11 protein-coding genes are annotated in these 14,694 nt (G+C 62.6%); 5 read left to right on the forward strand and 6 right to left on the reverse strand.

Annotated elements, in window-relative coordinates:
- Positions 1–2: 2 nt before the first annotated feature.
- On the forward strand, positions 3–3,170 hold the full coding sequence (locus tag Q1A53_RS13135) for a multidrug efflux RND transporter permease subunit (RefSeq protein ID WP_299967389.1): 3,168 nt from the start codon (positions 3–5) through the stop codon (positions 3,168–3,170).
- Positions 3,171–3,176: 6 nt separating this feature from the next.
- Here Q1A53_RS13135 and Q1A53_RS13140 read toward each other — a convergent pair whose 3' ends face one another.
- From Q1A53_RS13140 to Q1A53_RS13165, 6 genes are all read right to left on the reverse strand, one after another.
- Positions 3,177–4,703, reverse strand: coding sequence for a mannitol dehydrogenase family protein (locus Q1A53_RS13140; protein ID WP_299967391.1), 1,527 nt, complete (start codon positions 4,701–4,703; stop codon positions 3,177–3,179).
- 48 nt (positions 4,704–4,751) lie between these two features.
- Entirely contained in the window at positions 4,752–5,756 is a 1,005-nt protein-coding gene (locus Q1A53_RS13145) for an ABC transporter ATP-binding protein (RefSeq protein WP_299967393.1), read from the reverse strand.
- Between the two features lie 10 nt (positions 5,757–5,766).
- Positions 5,767–6,597: a carbohydrate ABC transporter permease gene (locus Q1A53_RS13150; RefSeq protein WP_299967396.1), complete on the reverse strand. Its 831-nt coding sequence runs from the start codon at positions 6,595–6,597 to the stop codon at positions 5,767–5,769.
- A 12-nt stretch (positions 6,598–6,609) separates the two neighbouring features.
- Positions 6,610–7,476: a sugar ABC transporter permease gene (locus tag Q1A53_RS13155; protein ID WP_299967399.1), complete on the reverse strand. Its 867-nt coding sequence runs from the start codon at positions 7,474–7,476 to the stop codon at positions 6,610–6,612.
- A gap of 112 nt (positions 7,477–7,588) precedes the next feature.
- Positions 7,589–8,893, reverse strand: a complete 1,305-nt coding sequence (locus Q1A53_RS13160) for a sugar ABC transporter substrate-binding protein (protein ID WP_299967402.1) — start codon at positions 8,891–8,893, stop codon at positions 7,589–7,591.
- Between the two features lie 97 nt (positions 8,894–8,990).
- Positions 8,991–10,019: a LacI family DNA-binding transcriptional regulator gene (locus Q1A53_RS13165; RefSeq protein ID WP_299967405.1), complete on the reverse strand. Its 1,029-nt coding sequence runs from the start codon at positions 10,017–10,019 to the stop codon at positions 8,991–8,993.
- 175 nt (positions 10,020–10,194) lie between these two features.
- Here Q1A53_RS13165 and Q1A53_RS13170 point away from each other — a divergent pair, with 175 nt between their 5' ends.
- From Q1A53_RS13170 to Q1A53_RS13185, 4 genes are all read left to right on the forward strand, one after another.
- Positions 10,195–11,433, forward strand: coding sequence for a YcaO-like family protein (locus Q1A53_RS13170; RefSeq protein WP_299967408.1), 1,239 nt, complete (start codon positions 10,195–10,197; stop codon positions 11,431–11,433).
- Positions 11,430–12,188 (forward strand): TfuA-like protein, encoded by a 759-nt coding sequence (locus Q1A53_RS13175; protein ID WP_299967411.1) that lies wholly within the window; start codon positions 11,430–11,432, stop codon positions 12,186–12,188. The genes Q1A53_RS13170 and Q1A53_RS13175 overlap by 4 nt, the downstream gene beginning before the upstream one ends.
- A 117-nt stretch (positions 12,189–12,305) precedes the next feature.
- A complete protein-coding gene (locus tag Q1A53_RS13180; protein WP_299967414.1) occupies positions 12,306–13,562 on the forward strand; it encodes a hypothetical protein in 1,257 nt (418 codons plus the stop codon).
- 74 nt (positions 13,563–13,636) lie between these two features.
- Positions 13,637–14,125 (forward strand): pentapeptide repeat-containing protein, encoded by a 489-nt coding sequence (locus Q1A53_RS13185; protein WP_299967417.1) that lies wholly within the window; start codon positions 13,637–13,639, stop codon positions 14,123–14,125.
- Positions 14,126–14,694 lie beyond the last annotated feature (569 nt).

Consider the following 14,694-nt stretch of genomic DNA (forward strand, 5'->3'; position numbering starts at 1 on the left):
GGATGGGCCGCTTTTTCGTCACACGCCCGATCTTTGCCGCTGTCCTGTCGATCATTCTGTCGATCGTCGGCATGGTCTCCTACTTCCAGCTGCCCATCGAACAATATCCCGAGATTGCACCGCCCTCCATCGTGGTGCGGGCGAGCTACCCGGGTGCTGATGCGGCAACTGTTGCTGCCACGGTGGCCACACCGCTGGAGCAGGAGATCAACGGGGTGGAGAATATGCTCTACCTGTCGTCCTACTCCACCTCCGACGGGTCGATGAGCCTGACGATCACCTTCGAGCTTGGCACCGATCTCGATGCCGCGCAGGTGCTGGTCCAGAACCGCGTGGCCATAGCGGAGCCGCGTCTGCCGCAGGAAGTGCGCTCGCTCGGTGTGACCACCACCAAATCCTCGCCCAACATCATGATGGTCGTGCATATGCTGTCACCGGACGACAGCTTTGACCAGCTCTATGTCTCCAACTATGCCCGCTCGCGCGTGCGCGACAGGCTCGTGCGGCTCGACGGTGTCGGCGATCTGCAGATCTTTGGCGAGCGGGAGTTCTCCGCCCGGGTCTGGCTGGATCCTGACCGCCTGGCCTCTCTGGGGCTGACATCCGGCGATGTGGTGGATGCGCTGCGCGAACAGAACGTGCAGGTCTCCGGCGGGTCGTTGGGCGCGCCTCCCAACAGCACCGGCAGCGCGTTTGAGGTGGCCGTCACGACGCAGGGACGTCTGGAGACGCCGCGACAATTCGAGAATGTCATCGTCCGTGCCAGCGAAGATGGTCGTGTGGTGCGGGTACGCGATGTGGCGCGGGTCGAGATCGGGGCGCGCTCTTACGTCACGAACTCCTATCTCAACAACAGCCCCGCGGTCGCGCTCGGCATCTTCCAGCGTCCGGGTTCCAACGCGCTGGCCACCGCCGATGAGATCGTCGCCGTCATGGAGGATGTGTCGGAGGATTTCCCGCCCGGGCTCGAATACCAGATCGTCTACAACCCGACAGAGTTCATCGCCTCTTCGGTCAACGCGGTCTACGAGACCATTCTGGAGGCGGTGCTGCTGGTGGTGATCGTGATCGTGGTCTTCCTGCAGAACTGGCGCACGGCGATCATACCCCTGCTGGCGATCCCGGTATCGCTGATCGGGACCTTCGCGGTGATGCTGGCGCTCGGGTTTACGCTCAACCTGCTGACGCTCTTTGGATTGATCCTCGCCATCGGGATCGTGGTGGATGACGCGATTGTGGTGGTGGAGAACGTGGAACGAAACATCGCCAACGGGTTAAGCCCACGCGATGCTTCCGCGCGCACCATGGACGAGGTGCAGGGCGCCATCATCGGCACCACCCTGGTGCTGATCGCCGTCTTTGTACCGTCTGCCTTTGTGCCGGGCATCACGGGTCAGTTCTACATGCAGTTCGCGGTGACCATTTCCGTGGCGACGGTGATCTCGTCCATCAACTCGCTCAGCCTGTCGCCCGCCATTGCGGCGATCCTGCTCAAATCCAAGGACGATGATGCGCGGCCCAGCCTGCTGGCGCGCATCTTCGGGCCTCTGGGGCGCGGTTTTAACCGCGGGTTTGATGCAGTGACGCGCGGCTATACCCGGGTGATCTGCATGCTGGTGGGCACCACCGGCATGCTTGTGCTGTGTTTCGTGGTCTTTGCCGGACTGCTGGGGGCGACCTACTGGGTCAATGGCAAAGTGCCCACCGGCTTTATCCCCGAGGCGGATCAGGGCTATGCCATCGTGGTGGTACAATTGCCCGACGGCGCCTCGCTGGACCGCACGGACGAGGTGATCCAGCAGGCCACCGAGATTGCATTGGACACGCCCGGCGTGACCAATGCCGTGGCCTTTGCGGGGTTCTCGGGTGCCACCTTTACCAATGCGACCAACCAGGGCGTGATCTTCACCACCTTCGAGAGCTTCGAGGACCGGCTTGAGAGCGGCTTGACCGGCGGCGCCATCGTCGGGCAGCTGTTCGGGCGGATGCAGGCGCTGCGCGAGGCGTTCATCATCGCCATCGCCCCCCCTCCGGTGCAGGGGGTTGGCACAGGCGGCGGGTTCAAGCTGCAACTGCGCGAAAACGAGAGCGCCGACATGGGCAGGGTCCTGAATACGGCCTACGCGCTGATGGGGGCCTCCCAGCAGTCGGATGAGGTGCAGGGGCTCTTTACCACCTTCTCCAATGGCTCGCCCCAAGTCTTTCTGGAGATCGACAGGGTCCGCGCGCAGATGCTGAACGTGCCCATCGGCGAGATCTTTGAGACGCTCGCGATCAACCTCGGGTCGGCCTATGTGAACGACTACAATTCGCTGGGTCGCCTCTTTCAGGTGCGCGCACAGGCCGATCAGCGCTTCCGTCTGGAAGAGGCCGATATCGCCGCCTTGCGGGTGCGCTCGGCGACCGGTGATCTGGTGCCTCTGGGCACGCTGGTCTCCATCCGCGATACGGCAGGACCTGCGCTGGTGCAGAGGTACAACCAGCAGGTCTCCGTTCCCGTGCAGGGATCCGCCGCGCCCGGTGTGGCAACGGGCGACGCGCTCATTGCGATGGAGCAGCTGGCAGAGAGCGTGATGCCGCCGGGCATCGACTACGAGTGGACCGAGATCGCCTTGCAGGAACGCAACCAGGGTAACACGGCGGCTTATATCTTTGCCTTCTCGGTGCTCTTTGCGTTCCTGTTCCTTGCCGCTCTCTACGAAAGCTGGGTACTGCCGGTGGCCATCATCCTCATCGTCCCGCTGGCGGTTCTGGCGGCACTTTTGGGTGTCATGTTCCGCGGCATGGACAACAACATCCTGACGCAGGTGGGGTTGATCGTGCTGGTGGGGCTGGCGGCCAAGAACGCGATCATGATCGTGGAATTCGCCAAACAGGCGCAGGAGGAACGCGGGCTGGGCCCGGTCGACGCTGCCATCGAAGCGAGTCGGCTGAGATTCAGACCGATCCTGATGACCGCCTTTGCGTTCATCCTCGGGGTCGTGCCGCTGATGATTGCTACGGGACCCGGAGCAGAGATGCGTCAGGCGCTTGGCACGGCGGTCTTCTTCGGGATGTCGGGTGTGACGTTCCTGGGGCTCTTCCTGACACCGGTGTTCTTTGTCGCGCTGCGCAAGGTTTTCCCCGGCGGACAGCCGAAAGAAACGAAAGCGACCGAGGGGGCAGCCTGAGCCCCCTTATCCTGCCGTCGGAGCAGCCCCCGTTTCCAGATACTGGGCGATTGTGGCCTCGCATCCCTGTGACCAAAGTGCTGTGAGCCAGGCAGCAAACGCAGGCGCAAAGACCGGGTCGTCGGCCAGATCGCCGTAGACCTGCCTTTGGTCAAGCCAGGCTGTAGGCCGGGCGCGGGCGGCCTGCGCTGCCTCGGTCAGCCGGTTCCAGTGGGGATCATTTGCCGCGATCCCGGATCCATCCTCGCGGGTGCCTTCGCACATCCGGGCCCACAGCGCCTCTGCCAGTGCCAGACCGGCGACGGGTGTGCCCGCCGCCAGCGCGTCGCGCAGGGTGGGCAGCAGAAATCCGGTGTGCCGGGACGACCCATCAAAGGCAACGCGCCGGGTCGTATCCACGATCCTCGGATTGGCAAAGCGTCGCTCGATCAGGGCCACGTAGTCTTGCGGTGTGGTGCCCGGAACGGCCGTCACATGGGGCGCGGTTTCCTCCAGTTGCACCTTGCGAAAGAACGCGGCGATCCGCGGATGCGCCATGCAGCCCGCGATGGTCTCGATCCCCAGGATCTCGCCCGCATTGGCAAGCAGCTGATGCCCCGCATTCAGGATGCGGATCTTCATCGCCTCGTAGCTGTGCACGTCATCCGTCAGTGTCGCGCCGACGTTTTCCCATTGGGGCCGCCCTGCACAAAAGCTGTCCTCGATGACCCATTGGCGAAAGTTCTCATGGGTGACCGGGGCGGCATCCTCGACCCCTAACGCGTGCACCAGCGCCAGCTCATTTGGTCCGGTCGCGGGCACGATGCAATCAACCATGGAGTTGGGAAAGGCGCCGTTGCTGTCGATCCAGTCCGCAAGGCCCGGATCGCTCAGCCGAGCGAGGGAGACGACCGTCTGACGCAGGATATCCCCGTTGCCCTGCAGGTTGTCGCAGCTTTGCCCGGTGAAAGGGCCATGCCCCGCCGCCCGCCGCACCGCGAGCGCCGCGACCATGGCGCCAAAGGCGCTGCGCGGCGTATCCGGGTGTGCTGCGTCGTGCTGCATGTCAGGGTGGACCGCGTCAAAGCCGCCCGTTGCGGGGTCTATATAGTAGCCGCCTTCTGTCACGGTCAGTGACACAATGCGGATCGCTGGATCAGACATCTGTGCAATCAGGGGGGCGTTGCCCTCCTCGATGGGGACGTAGCCGATCATCGCGCCCGTGACCTCGGCGCCGCCACCGGCGGGGTCGAGCTCCAGTAGGGTGGTCAGCCAGTCCTGCGCCTCCAGCCGCGCGCGTTGGACCGCATCGGCGGGCCGCACGCCCGCACCGATGATGGCCCAGTCGTGATCCAGCCCCTTCTGAAACAGACGGTGCAAGTACCACGCCTGATGCGCCCGGTGGAAGTTTCCCAGACCGATGTGCACGATGCCGGGGCGCAGGGCGCTGCGGTCATAGGTCGGTGTTCCGATGTGACCCGGCAGCGCCGCCAGCGTGCCATCTGCGAGCGGGATCGCCTCAGCCATGGCGCGGCGCCAGTGTGGGGTGATCATATAGAGGCGCGCGGGTCAGCTCAGATCGGCGTGATAGCTCCGCGCCTGTCATGCGATGCGCAGTCCCTTGTCATCAAACCGGTGCAGCTGATCGGGCCGTGGGGTCATATGGATCCGGTCACCGGTGGTAAAGCTCACCTCACCCGGTGCGCGCACCGTGATCGTCTCCGCCAGCCCGGTCTCATGCACGTGAAAGAACGTGTCAGAGCCCAGATGCTCTGCCACACCCACAGTGCCCTGCCACGTGCCGCTGGTCTCGGACACAGCGATATGCTCGGGGCGCACACCCAAGGTATGAGCATTGTGCTGGCCTGCCTCGGCACCGTCGATCAGGTTCATCTTGGGCGATCCGATAAAGCCCGCGACAAAGGTGTTGCGCGGGCTGCGGTAAAGCTCCAGCGGGCTGCCGACCTGTTCCACATAGCCCGCGCGCAGCACGACGATCTTGTCGGCCATGGTCATCGCCTCGACCTGATCGTGGGTTACGTAGATCATCGTGGTGGCGAGCTTCTTGTGCAGCTCGCTGATCTCCATCCGCATGCCGACGCGCAGCGCCGCATCAAGGTTCGACAAGGGCTCGTCAAAGAGAAACGCCGCAGGCTCGCGCACGATGGCACGCCCGATGGCCACCCGCTGACGCTGCCCGCCTGACAATTGCCCGGGACGGCGATCAAGGTAGTCCGTCAGGTTCAGGGCGGCCGCCGCCTGCGTGATCCGGCGGTCCTGCTCGGCGGGATCGATCCCCGCCATGCGCATGGGAAAGGCGATGTTCTTGCGCACCGACATATGCGGATAAAGTGCGTAGGACTGGAACACCATCGCAAGCCCGCGTTTGGCGGGGGGGATGTCGGTGGCGTCCTTGCCGTCAATGGTGATTTGACCGCTGGTGATGTCCTCCAGCCCCGCAATCAGCCGCAGCAAGGTGGATTTACCACAGCCCGAGGGGCCGACGAAAACCGTGAACTCCCCGTCCTGAATGTCCAGATCCAGCGGCGGGATCACTTGCGTCTCGCCGAAACTCTTGGTCACACTTTTGAGCGTTATCTGTCCCATGGGGGGCTCCTTATTTGACCGCGCCGAAGGTGAGGCCGCGCACCAGTTGTTTCTGGCTGAACCAGCCCAGAATGAGGATCGGCGCGATGGCCATCGTCGATGCCGCGGAGAGCTTGGCGTAGAACAGCCCCTCCGGACTTGAATAGCTTGCGATAAAGGCCGTGAGCGGAGCGGCCTTTGCCGCCGTCAGGTTCAGCGTCCAGAATGCCTCATTCCACGCGAGGATGAAGTTCAGCAGCAGGGTGGAGGCAATGCCCGGTATGGCCATGGGCGTCAGCACGTAGAGGATTTCGGATTTCAGGGTCGCCCCATCCATCCGCGCGGCCTCCAGGATCTCGCCGGGGATTTCGCGGAAGTATGTATAGAGCATCCACACGATGATCGGCAGGTTGATCAGCATCAGCACGATGGTCAGGCCGATGCGGCTGTCGAGCAGGCCCATCTGAATGAACAGGATGTAGATGGGGTAGAGAACGCCTACCGCGGGCAGCATCTTGGTGGACAGCATCCACAGCAGGATGTCCTTGGTCCGCCGCGAGGGCACGAAGGCCATGCTCCACGCCGCGGGAATGGCGATGATCAGGCCCAGAATGGTAGAACCACCGGCGATAAAGATCGAATTCCACAAAAAGCGGGCGTAGTTCGAGCGTTCCATCACCACGCTATAGTTCTCCAGCGTCCAGTCGAAGGCCAGGAATACGGGTGGATCGGCGATCGCGGTGGCCTCGGTCTTGAAGCTGGTCAGGATCGTCCAGAGGATCGGAAAGAAGATCAGCAAACCGATTGCCCAGGCAATGGCGGTGTTGAGCATCTTGCGGCGGGGGCTGACAGCACGGGCCATGAATAGTCCTCCTTACGCGTCCAGGTTCTTGCCGACGATGCGCATCAGGAAGATGGCAACGATGTTGGCAAGGATGATGGCGTAGATGCCGCCCGCCGATCCCAGACCGACGTTCTGGCTTTCAAGGACACGCTGGTAGATCAGGTAGGTGAGTGTCCGGCTGCCAAAGCTGCCCTGGGTGGTCACAAAGATCTCCGCAAAGATCGACAACAGAAAGATCGTCTGGATCAACACCACGATGGTGATCGCGCGGCTGAGGTGGGGCAAGGTGATGAAGCGAAAGCGCGACAGTGGCGGCGCGCCGTCCATCTCTGCCGCTTCCAGCTGTTCGCTGTCCAGCGACTGGATCGCGGTCAGCAGGATGAGCGTCGCAAAGGGCAACCACTGCCAGGACACGATCATGACGATGGAGGTCAGAGGCGCCTGGCTCAGCCATTCCACGGGTGCGAGACCCACGAATTCGAAAAGATGCGACAAGAGCCCGTTCACAGGATCCATGAACATGTTCTTCCAGACCAGCGCCGAGACGGTAGGCATCACGAAGAAGGGCGCGATCACGAGGATCCGCACGACCCCCTGGCCCCACATCGGCTGATCCAGCAGGATCGCCAGCAAGACGCCAAAGACGATGGTGATCAGCAGCACGCCACCGACGATGATCAGCGTCGCCTGAACCGAGGGCCAGAAGGCGCTCGAGCTGACGAAGCGGACGTAGTTCTCAAAACCCACCCAGCCCTGATCGCCACCGCGCAGAGGCAGGTAACGCTTGAAGGAAAAATAAAGCGTCATGGTCAGCGGCACCAGCATCCAGCCCAGCAGGAGGACAACGGCAGGCGCCAGCATGAAGCGGGCAGCGGAACGGGAATGGGTAGTCGCCATGACGGCTCTCCTCGCAGGTGTGTCCGAAACGGGCGCCCCGGGGTGGGGCGGTCGGGTCAACTCTTAAAGGATGGGGGCGCGACCGGGCCGCGCCCCGGAAAGACGGCGTGGCTTAGTAGCCCGCTGCTTCCATTTCATCGGCGACGAGCGCCTGAGCATTGGCCAGGGCCTCTTCGGGCGTCTGCTGACCGGCCAGCATGGCGGAGAATTCCTGCCCTGCCGAGGTTCCGATACCGGCCCATTCGGGGATCGCCACGTACTGGATGCCGACATAAGGCACCGGATCCACGGTTGGGTTGTTCGGATCAGCCGCGTTGATCGAATTCAACGTCATCTCCGCGAAGGGCACCTTCTGGTACTCGGGGTTCTCATAGAGAGATGTCCGGCTACCGGGAGGGACGTTCGCCCAGCCCTCGTTCTCAGCCACGAGCGCGAGGTATTCCTTGGACGTCGCCCAAGAGACGAACTTCTTGGCGGCATCCGTAGCATCGGACCCCGATGGCACAGCCAGCGCCCAGGCCCAGAGCCAGTTCGCCCGTTTGCCCACACCCGTATCAGGTGCCAGCGCAAAACCGACGCTATCGGCAACGGTGGAATCGGTCGGGTTGGTCACGAAGGACGCCGCAACTGTGGCGTCGATCCACATGCCGCACTTGCCCTGTTGGAAGAGCGCGAGGTTCTCGTTGAACCCGTTGGTCGCCGCGCCCGGAGGGCCCGCGTCGGTCATCAGATCATTGTAGAAGTTGATCGCCGCGCCCCATTCAGGGGTGTCGAGCTGCGGTGTCCAGTCCTCATCGAACCAGCGCGCGCCAAAGGAGTTGGCCACCGTGGTGATGAAGGCCATGTTCTCGCCCCAGCCAGCCTTGCCGCGCAGACAGATGCCGTAGATTTCACCTTCCTTGTCGGTCATGGCACGTGCGGCCTCACCGATGAACTCCCATGTGGGCGCCTCGGGCATCTCCAGCCCGGCGGCTTCCATCAGGTCGGTCCGGTACATAACCATCGAACTTTCGCCGTAGAAGGGGGCTGCGTACAGGGTGTCCTCATAGGACAGACCGGCGCGCATAGCGGGCAGGATATCGTCCACGTCGTACTCCGCCCCCAGATCGTCCAGCGGCACCAGCCAGTCCTGTGCGGCCCAGATCGGTGTTTCATACATGCCGATGGTCATCACGTCGAACTGACCGCCGTTGGCGGCGATGTCCTGGGTCACGCGCTGGCGCAGCACGTTTTCCTCAAGGGTGACCCATTCAAGCGTGATGTCGGGGTTGGCGTCGGTGAAATCGCTGGTCAGACCCTGCATTCGGATCATGTCGCCATTGTTGACGGTCGCGATGGTGACGGTTGTCTGGGCAAAAGCGGCCCCGGCAAAAAGAGCGAGCGCGCTCGCCGCACAAAATGCGGTTCTCAGATGCATCCGTTATCCTCCCTGGTATTTGGATGTTCTACCACAACTACACGTGCCACGGTGATTTTTGTCAATCAAAATTTTACGCGCGTCAAAAATCAAGGGATCATGCAGAAGACCGCATGATGAGTTTCCCTTCAAACAGAACATCTTGGCGGGTTTCGGCCCGGCTGCCGTCTTCGATCTGTCGAAACAGGATTTCGGCGCTTTGATCCGCAATCGAATCATAGTCCTGCGCCACCGTGGTCAGAGGCGGGCAGGTAAAACGCGAAAACGGATGATCGTCATGCCCGGCCACACGCAGCGCGCAATCGGGTCCGTGACCGACCCTCAGCCTGCGTTCATAGGCGGCAGCCAGAAAGCCCACGGCCAGCCGGTCGTTGCTGCACAGGACCGTGTTCGTGGCCAGCTGGCCGCTGTCGATGACCTCCAGTCCGCCGCGGTAGCCGATGCTCTCGAACTCCCAGCTGTCGCCCGGTACGCGGATGACCTGCGGTGTGTGACCGAGCCTTTCCATCGCGCGGTGGTATGCCTCGCGGCGCTTGTTGGCATTGGGGTTCAGGGGCGGCATCTCGAAAAAACAAGGCGGCGCGCCGGTCCGGCAGAGGTAATCGATAATCAACCCCACCGCCTGCAGGTTGTCATGCCCCACAAAGACGTCCCCGATGCCGTCCAGATTGCTATCAAAAAGGACCGTGGGCACATCGCGGCAGAAACTCTCCACCTGCGCCCTGTCCGAAGCGCGCCCCAGCGGCGCCAGAAACACCCCCGCGGGTTTGAGCGAGCGCAGGCTGTCAAGGATCCCGGTCTCAAGGTCGGGCGAGCCATGGGCGCTGAACAGTGTCGGCGAAAAGCCCGCGTCGATGCAGCGACGTTCGATCCTGCGCGCGATCTCGGCAAAGAAGGGATCAGCCAGATAGGGCACGACGATGCCGATGTTTTTGGTCAGCCGCCGGTTCTGGTTCATGGCGTAGATGTTGGGGCGGTAGTCGTGCTGCTCCAACGCGGCCTCTATACGCGCGCGGATGGTTTCGCGCACGCTGCCGGGGTCGTTGAAATACTTTGACACCGTCGGCCGCGAGATCCCGCTGACAGTCGCGAACTCGGCCATGTTCCTGATCTTGCGCTTACTCATCTTCCGCCTTCGATTGGGGCGCTGCGGTGGGCCTCGTTAAGGGCTGAAAGACTTAGCGCGCGCCAAATCCAGGTTTGACCATAGAAAATTCGGTTGCTGCCGGTCAAGATGGTTGGAGATCGCCGCAGCACAATCGGCATTTCGAAGAGGTGCGCAATGTGGTTTGAAGAAGCGGATGCAGAAAGTCGCTGACATGTTCAACCTCTCCGCACCGCTGCCGAAGGCAACACAGCCCGGCGCGCAGCGGCTGTGTCTGCCGGATGAAACGCTGGCGCGGGTCCTGCCGCTGCGGGCCGCCTTTGGCGTTACCCGGCTGGCCACTGTCACCGGGCTCGATCGGTTGGGGATACCTGTGGTGATCGCCATGCGCCCCAACGCCCGCTCCATCGCGGTGTCGCAAGGCAAGGGGGCGACGCTCGCGCATGCCAAGGTCTCTGCGTTGATGGAAGCAGTCGAGATCTGGCACGCCGAGCATTTTGCGCCGCCGCTCTATTACGCCAGCCGGGTCGATCTGGCGGCGCGTCACGACCTGATTGATCTGGAGGCGCTGCCACATACCCCTGCGGGCGCTTTGCCCGGAACGATGCGGCAGCATTGGGTTACGGCGCAGGATATCCTCGGCGACCGGATCTGTCTGGTCCCGTGGGAAATGGTGCATGCAGACTATACCGAACCGCGCAGTGCCGAGGCGGGCCACTACCCCGCCAGCACCAATGGTCTGGCCTCCGGGAACCACCCGGTGGAGGCGATCTGCCACGGTATTTGCGAGGTCGTGGAACGGGATGCGCTGGCCCTCTGGCACGCGCGCCCCGTGGACGGGCAGCGGGCCAGCCAGGTCGATCTGGCAACGGTGACTGATCCGAGCCTGCGCCGAACGCTGGGCCGCATTGAGACGGCGGGGCTGGGCTGCACCGTCTGGGATGTGAGCTGTGATACACAGGTGCCCAGCTTCATGGCGGTGATCCATGAGGACGGACCCGCTGCGCATCTCGGCCTCGGCTCGGGCAGCCACCCGGATCCCGTGGTGGCCCTGCACCGGACGTTGAACGAGGCCGCGCAGACCCGCCTGAACTATATCTCCGGCGCGCGGGACGACCTTTTCGAGGCGGAATACACCGTCGCCGGGCGCGCCGCCAAACACGCGGGCCTTGCCGAACTGCTGGACCACACAGGCGGGGCCCGGCCTTTTGGTGCCGCGGGCGGCGCGTCCCACGCCACACTGAACGAAGATCTGCACTGGCTGATGGCGCGACTGCAGGGCGCAGGCGTGCGCCAGATCGCTGTCGTGGATCTGACCGATCCGCGCTTTGACATTCCTGTGGTGCGGGTGATCATCCCGGGGCTCGAAGCACCGCACGATGATGCGGCCTATGTGCCGGGGTCGCGGGTGCGGTCGCAGTGGCAGGCGGCATGATTGTCTTTGCAGGTCCCTCCATCGCGGGCTGCGCCCCGGACAGGCTCGATGGATTCGATCTGCGCCCGCCCGTGCGACAAGGCGATGTCTATCTGGCCAGTCTGGAGCGCCCCCGCGCCATCGGTATCATCGACGGGTATTTCGACAGTGTGCCCGCGGTCTGGCACAAGGAGATCCTCTGGGCGCTCAGCCTGGGCATTCCGGTGCTGGGGGCTGCCAGCATGGGCGCGCTGCGCGCGGCAGAGCTTGATGTGTTCGGGATGATCGGGGTGGGGGAGGTTTATGCGGCCTATCGCGACAATGTGCTGGAGGATGATGACGAGGTCGCGCTGCTGCATGGCCCGGCGGAAGTGGGCTATCCAAACCTGACGCTGGCCATGGTCAACCTGCGCGCGACGCTTGCGGCGGCGGAGGCCGAGGGGATGCTCAGCGGTCCGGAGACCAAGGCCCTGATTGCGGAAGGAAAGGTGATCTTTTACCACCACCGCACCTGGGACAGCGTGTTGGCCAAAGCACCATCCGTGCGCCGCGCGTCGCTTGCAGACTGGATCGCGGCGCATGAGGTCGACCAGAAGGCACGCGACGCCGATGCGCTTCTTGCGCTGATGCAGGCTGGCTCCGTGCTGCCGCCAGCGGTAGATTTTCATTTCGAGGAAACCGGCCTCTGGCAGGAGGCGACGCAGCGCTGGCAAGCGCGCGCGCCCCTTAACGATACAGCCGGTCCATCGCGCGGTCTTTCTTTTCTGGATGACTGATGCGGCAACCTGCAGGGGGTCGGGCTTCGGTGCCCTCCAAAAACTGCAGAGGATTGGACGAAGCCGCCCGGTTACGCTAGCCATGGGATACCACAGCACCCAAAAAAGGGGTTTGTCATGACCGGGACCCGCTTCAAACTCTTTCCGCAGCCACAGTTTCTGGAAAGCTTCGGCGAGCCGGAGATCGTCGAGGTCTCCTCGCCCGTGGGCAGCGTGGGGCCCGGCCCGGAAGATCACCGCATGTACACCATCTTTCCCATCGGCAAGACCCAGCCCTACGGCATCTCACCGGATGGGCAGGATCCTGCGGCTCCGCCCTGGACCGGTCCGGTCGAGCCACCCGCAGAGCCCGATGCCGATGGGCATTTCGATTATCTCGAACCCGGCACGCCGCAGTTCGAGACCGCGCATCTCTTTGGAACCGTGCGGTTTGTCATGGACATCTGGGAGGATTACTTCGACCGCGAAATCCCCTGGCAGGGCGATACACGTTACGAAAAACAGGAACTCACGATCCTGCATTCGCTGGAGAACGCCTATTCCGGGTTCGGCTTTATCGAGATGGGGGTGGACCGCAGCGATGGCGAGACCCGGCCCTTTGCGCTGAACTTCGATGTGATCGCCCATGAAGTCGGTCACGCGATCATCTACTCGGAGGTGGGCGTGCCGGATCCGCGCCGCTTTACCGGCGAGTATTTCGGCTTTCACGAAAGTGCGGCTGATCTGGTGGCGCTGATCTCCTCGCTGCATTTCAACTCTCTGGTGGATTTGCTGTTGGAGAATACCCACGGCAATCTTTACATGCTCAATGCGGCCATGCGCATCGCCGAGCTGTCGGAGAACAAGCAGATCCGTATTGCCGCCAATGACGTCCGGCTCAGCGAATTTGCAAAAGGCTGGGTGAAGGAACACCATCTTGGCCAGCCGCTTACGGGCGCGTTTTTTGACATTCTGGTCGATATCTTCCACGAGATGTTGCTGGACTACGGTGCCATTTCCCCCGAGATGGAGGCGCTGTCGGACGAGCTTTTGGCCACGCATTCCTACGCGCCGGTCATGCAGGAGCTTTTTGACGAGGCCTATGCCGATCATCCCGATCTGTTCAAGCTGGCGCTGCTGGATGCGCGGGACATTCTGGGCACCTATCTGGCCGATACCTGGCAGAGGCTCAGCCGTCAGGATCTGAGTTTTGCGGATGTGGCCGACGCCATGCTGGCGGTCGATCAGGCCCATACGGATGGTCGGTTTGCCACGATCATCGCGGGTAATTTCCGCCTGCGCGACATTGGCGAGGCGGTTGTCGGCCCGCAGCTGGCGCCCCTGGGAGAGGACAGCCACGCAAATTCGGTGCGCACCATGCTTCCAATGGACTGAAAAGGCGTCTTGATGTATTGGTTAACGAATATGCGGTGCCCGGGCTTGTTTGCCCCTTTAAAGGAATGGTTATTATGAAAGAAACGCTTTTTTCGTCGACATCCATCGTGCTTTTCGGACGTCATGTAGATGACCTGTCAGTTGGTAGCGGATCCGATACTGCCGCCAAGAAGCCCGATGGTCAGTTCGCCCGCATCTACGGCTTTACCTATGACGGTATCTATTTTGAGATACCGGCACCTGTTTTGATGATGGTGAAAGGGGCGGGGGTCAAATGCGATACGGTCCCAGTACCGGGGCCAAACCCGCGGGACAAGAAATTCTACGCTGAGCTTAAGGCCTGGATCGTGAAACGCGACGACGAAACCGTGCGTCTCGATGTGGAACAGGGCAAGTTCGAGGACGTGCTGCTCAGCGTTGGTATGGACGGTGTCGTCGGTGTGTCTGGCGCGCGGGTCTCGGGCGCGCGTGTGTCCGGCGCGCGGGTCTCGGGTGCCCGGATCTCGGGTGCACGGGTGTCGGGTGCACGGATCAGCGGCGCGCGCGGTGATGCGAGCGACTAGCGCCGCGGTTTGCCGAAAAAGGCAGCAGCCGATGCGGTCAAGAGTCTTGCTTGCCGTGAACGCGCTCTTCACAACGCCCTTTCGAAGGGCGTTGGGCCAAACCGGTGGTTTGGCCGTCACGGCGTGCTGATCTCAGACGCCGAAGTCCTGCAGCGGTATGGTCGCGGATTGGCCATACACGCACGCAGCTGTTTGCACGACCTGCTGAGAGCAACGCAACAGTGCGTAAGTCCATGGCCGCACTGAAATACGGGTGCAGTCGGCGAAAGGCCTTCGAAGGCCTTTCCTGCCCCGCGTCGGGCGTCGTCGCATCGGATCAAGCCGTCAGGTTTTGTCTGTCTGTTCGTCATCGGCGCGCTTGGGTCTCAACGATACGGTTTTCCTTACAGATCTGTATTCTTTGTACTTTGCCGACGCGGTGTCGGATCGCATTGGGACCTCTTGGGTATCCGCCTTGGGGCGCGCCTCGCTGCCGGGAGATCGGACACAGCGGGGACGCAGCACCGACCACTGAGTGCCGGTGATCGTTGAGCATCCAGCCTGGGATAACGACACCAGTCTTATCGTTT

It is taken from the genome of uncultured Roseobacter sp. (assembly GCF_947496515.1).
Taxonomy (GTDB): Bacteria; Pseudomonadota; Alphaproteobacteria; order Rhodobacterales; family Rhodobacteraceae; genus Roseobacter.

What these genes read in the sequence shown, in the direction of transcription:
- Q1A53_RS13135 (WP_299967389.1), top strand. Translation starts at nt 3, where the DNA reads ATGGGCCGCTTTTTCGTCACACGCCCGATCTTTGCCGCTGTCCTGTCG.
- Q1A53_RS13140 (WP_299967391.1), bottom strand. Translation starts at nt 4,703, where the DNA reads ATGATCACCCCACACTGGCGCCGCGCCATGGCTGAGGCGATCCCGCTC.
- Q1A53_RS13145 (WP_299967393.1), bottom strand. Translation starts at nt 5,756, where the DNA reads ATGGGACAGATAACGCTCAAAAGTGTGACCAAGAGTTTCGGCGAGACG.
- Q1A53_RS13150 (WP_299967396.1), bottom strand. Translation starts at nt 6,597, where the DNA reads ATGGCCCGTGCTGTCAGCCCCCGCCGCAAGATGCTCAACACCGCCATT.
- Q1A53_RS13155 (WP_299967399.1), bottom strand. Translation starts at nt 7,476, where the DNA reads ATGGCGACTACCCATTCCCGTTCCGCTGCCCGCTTCATGCTGGCGCCT.
- Q1A53_RS13160 (WP_299967402.1), bottom strand. Translation starts at nt 8,893, where the DNA reads ATGCATCTGAGAACCGCATTTTGTGCGGCGAGCGCGCTCGCTCTTTTT.
- Q1A53_RS13165 (WP_299967405.1), bottom strand. Translation starts at nt 10,019, where the DNA reads ATGAGTAAGCGCAAGATCAGGAACATGGCCGAGTTCGCGACTGTCAGC.
- Q1A53_RS13170 (WP_299967408.1), top strand. Translation starts at nt 10,195, where the DNA reads ATGCAGAAAGTCGCTGACATGTTCAACCTCTCCGCACCGCTGCCGAAG.
- Q1A53_RS13175 (WP_299967411.1), top strand. Translation starts at nt 11,430, where the DNA reads ATGATTGTCTTTGCAGGTCCCTCCATCGCGGGCTGCGCCCCGGACAGG.
- Q1A53_RS13180 (WP_299967414.1), top strand. Translation starts at nt 12,306, where the DNA reads ATGACCGGGACCCGCTTCAAACTCTTTCCGCAGCCACAGTTTCTGGAA.
- Q1A53_RS13185 (WP_299967417.1), top strand. Translation starts at nt 13,637, where the DNA reads ATGAAAGAAACGCTTTTTTCGTCGACATCCATCGTGCTTTTCGGACGT.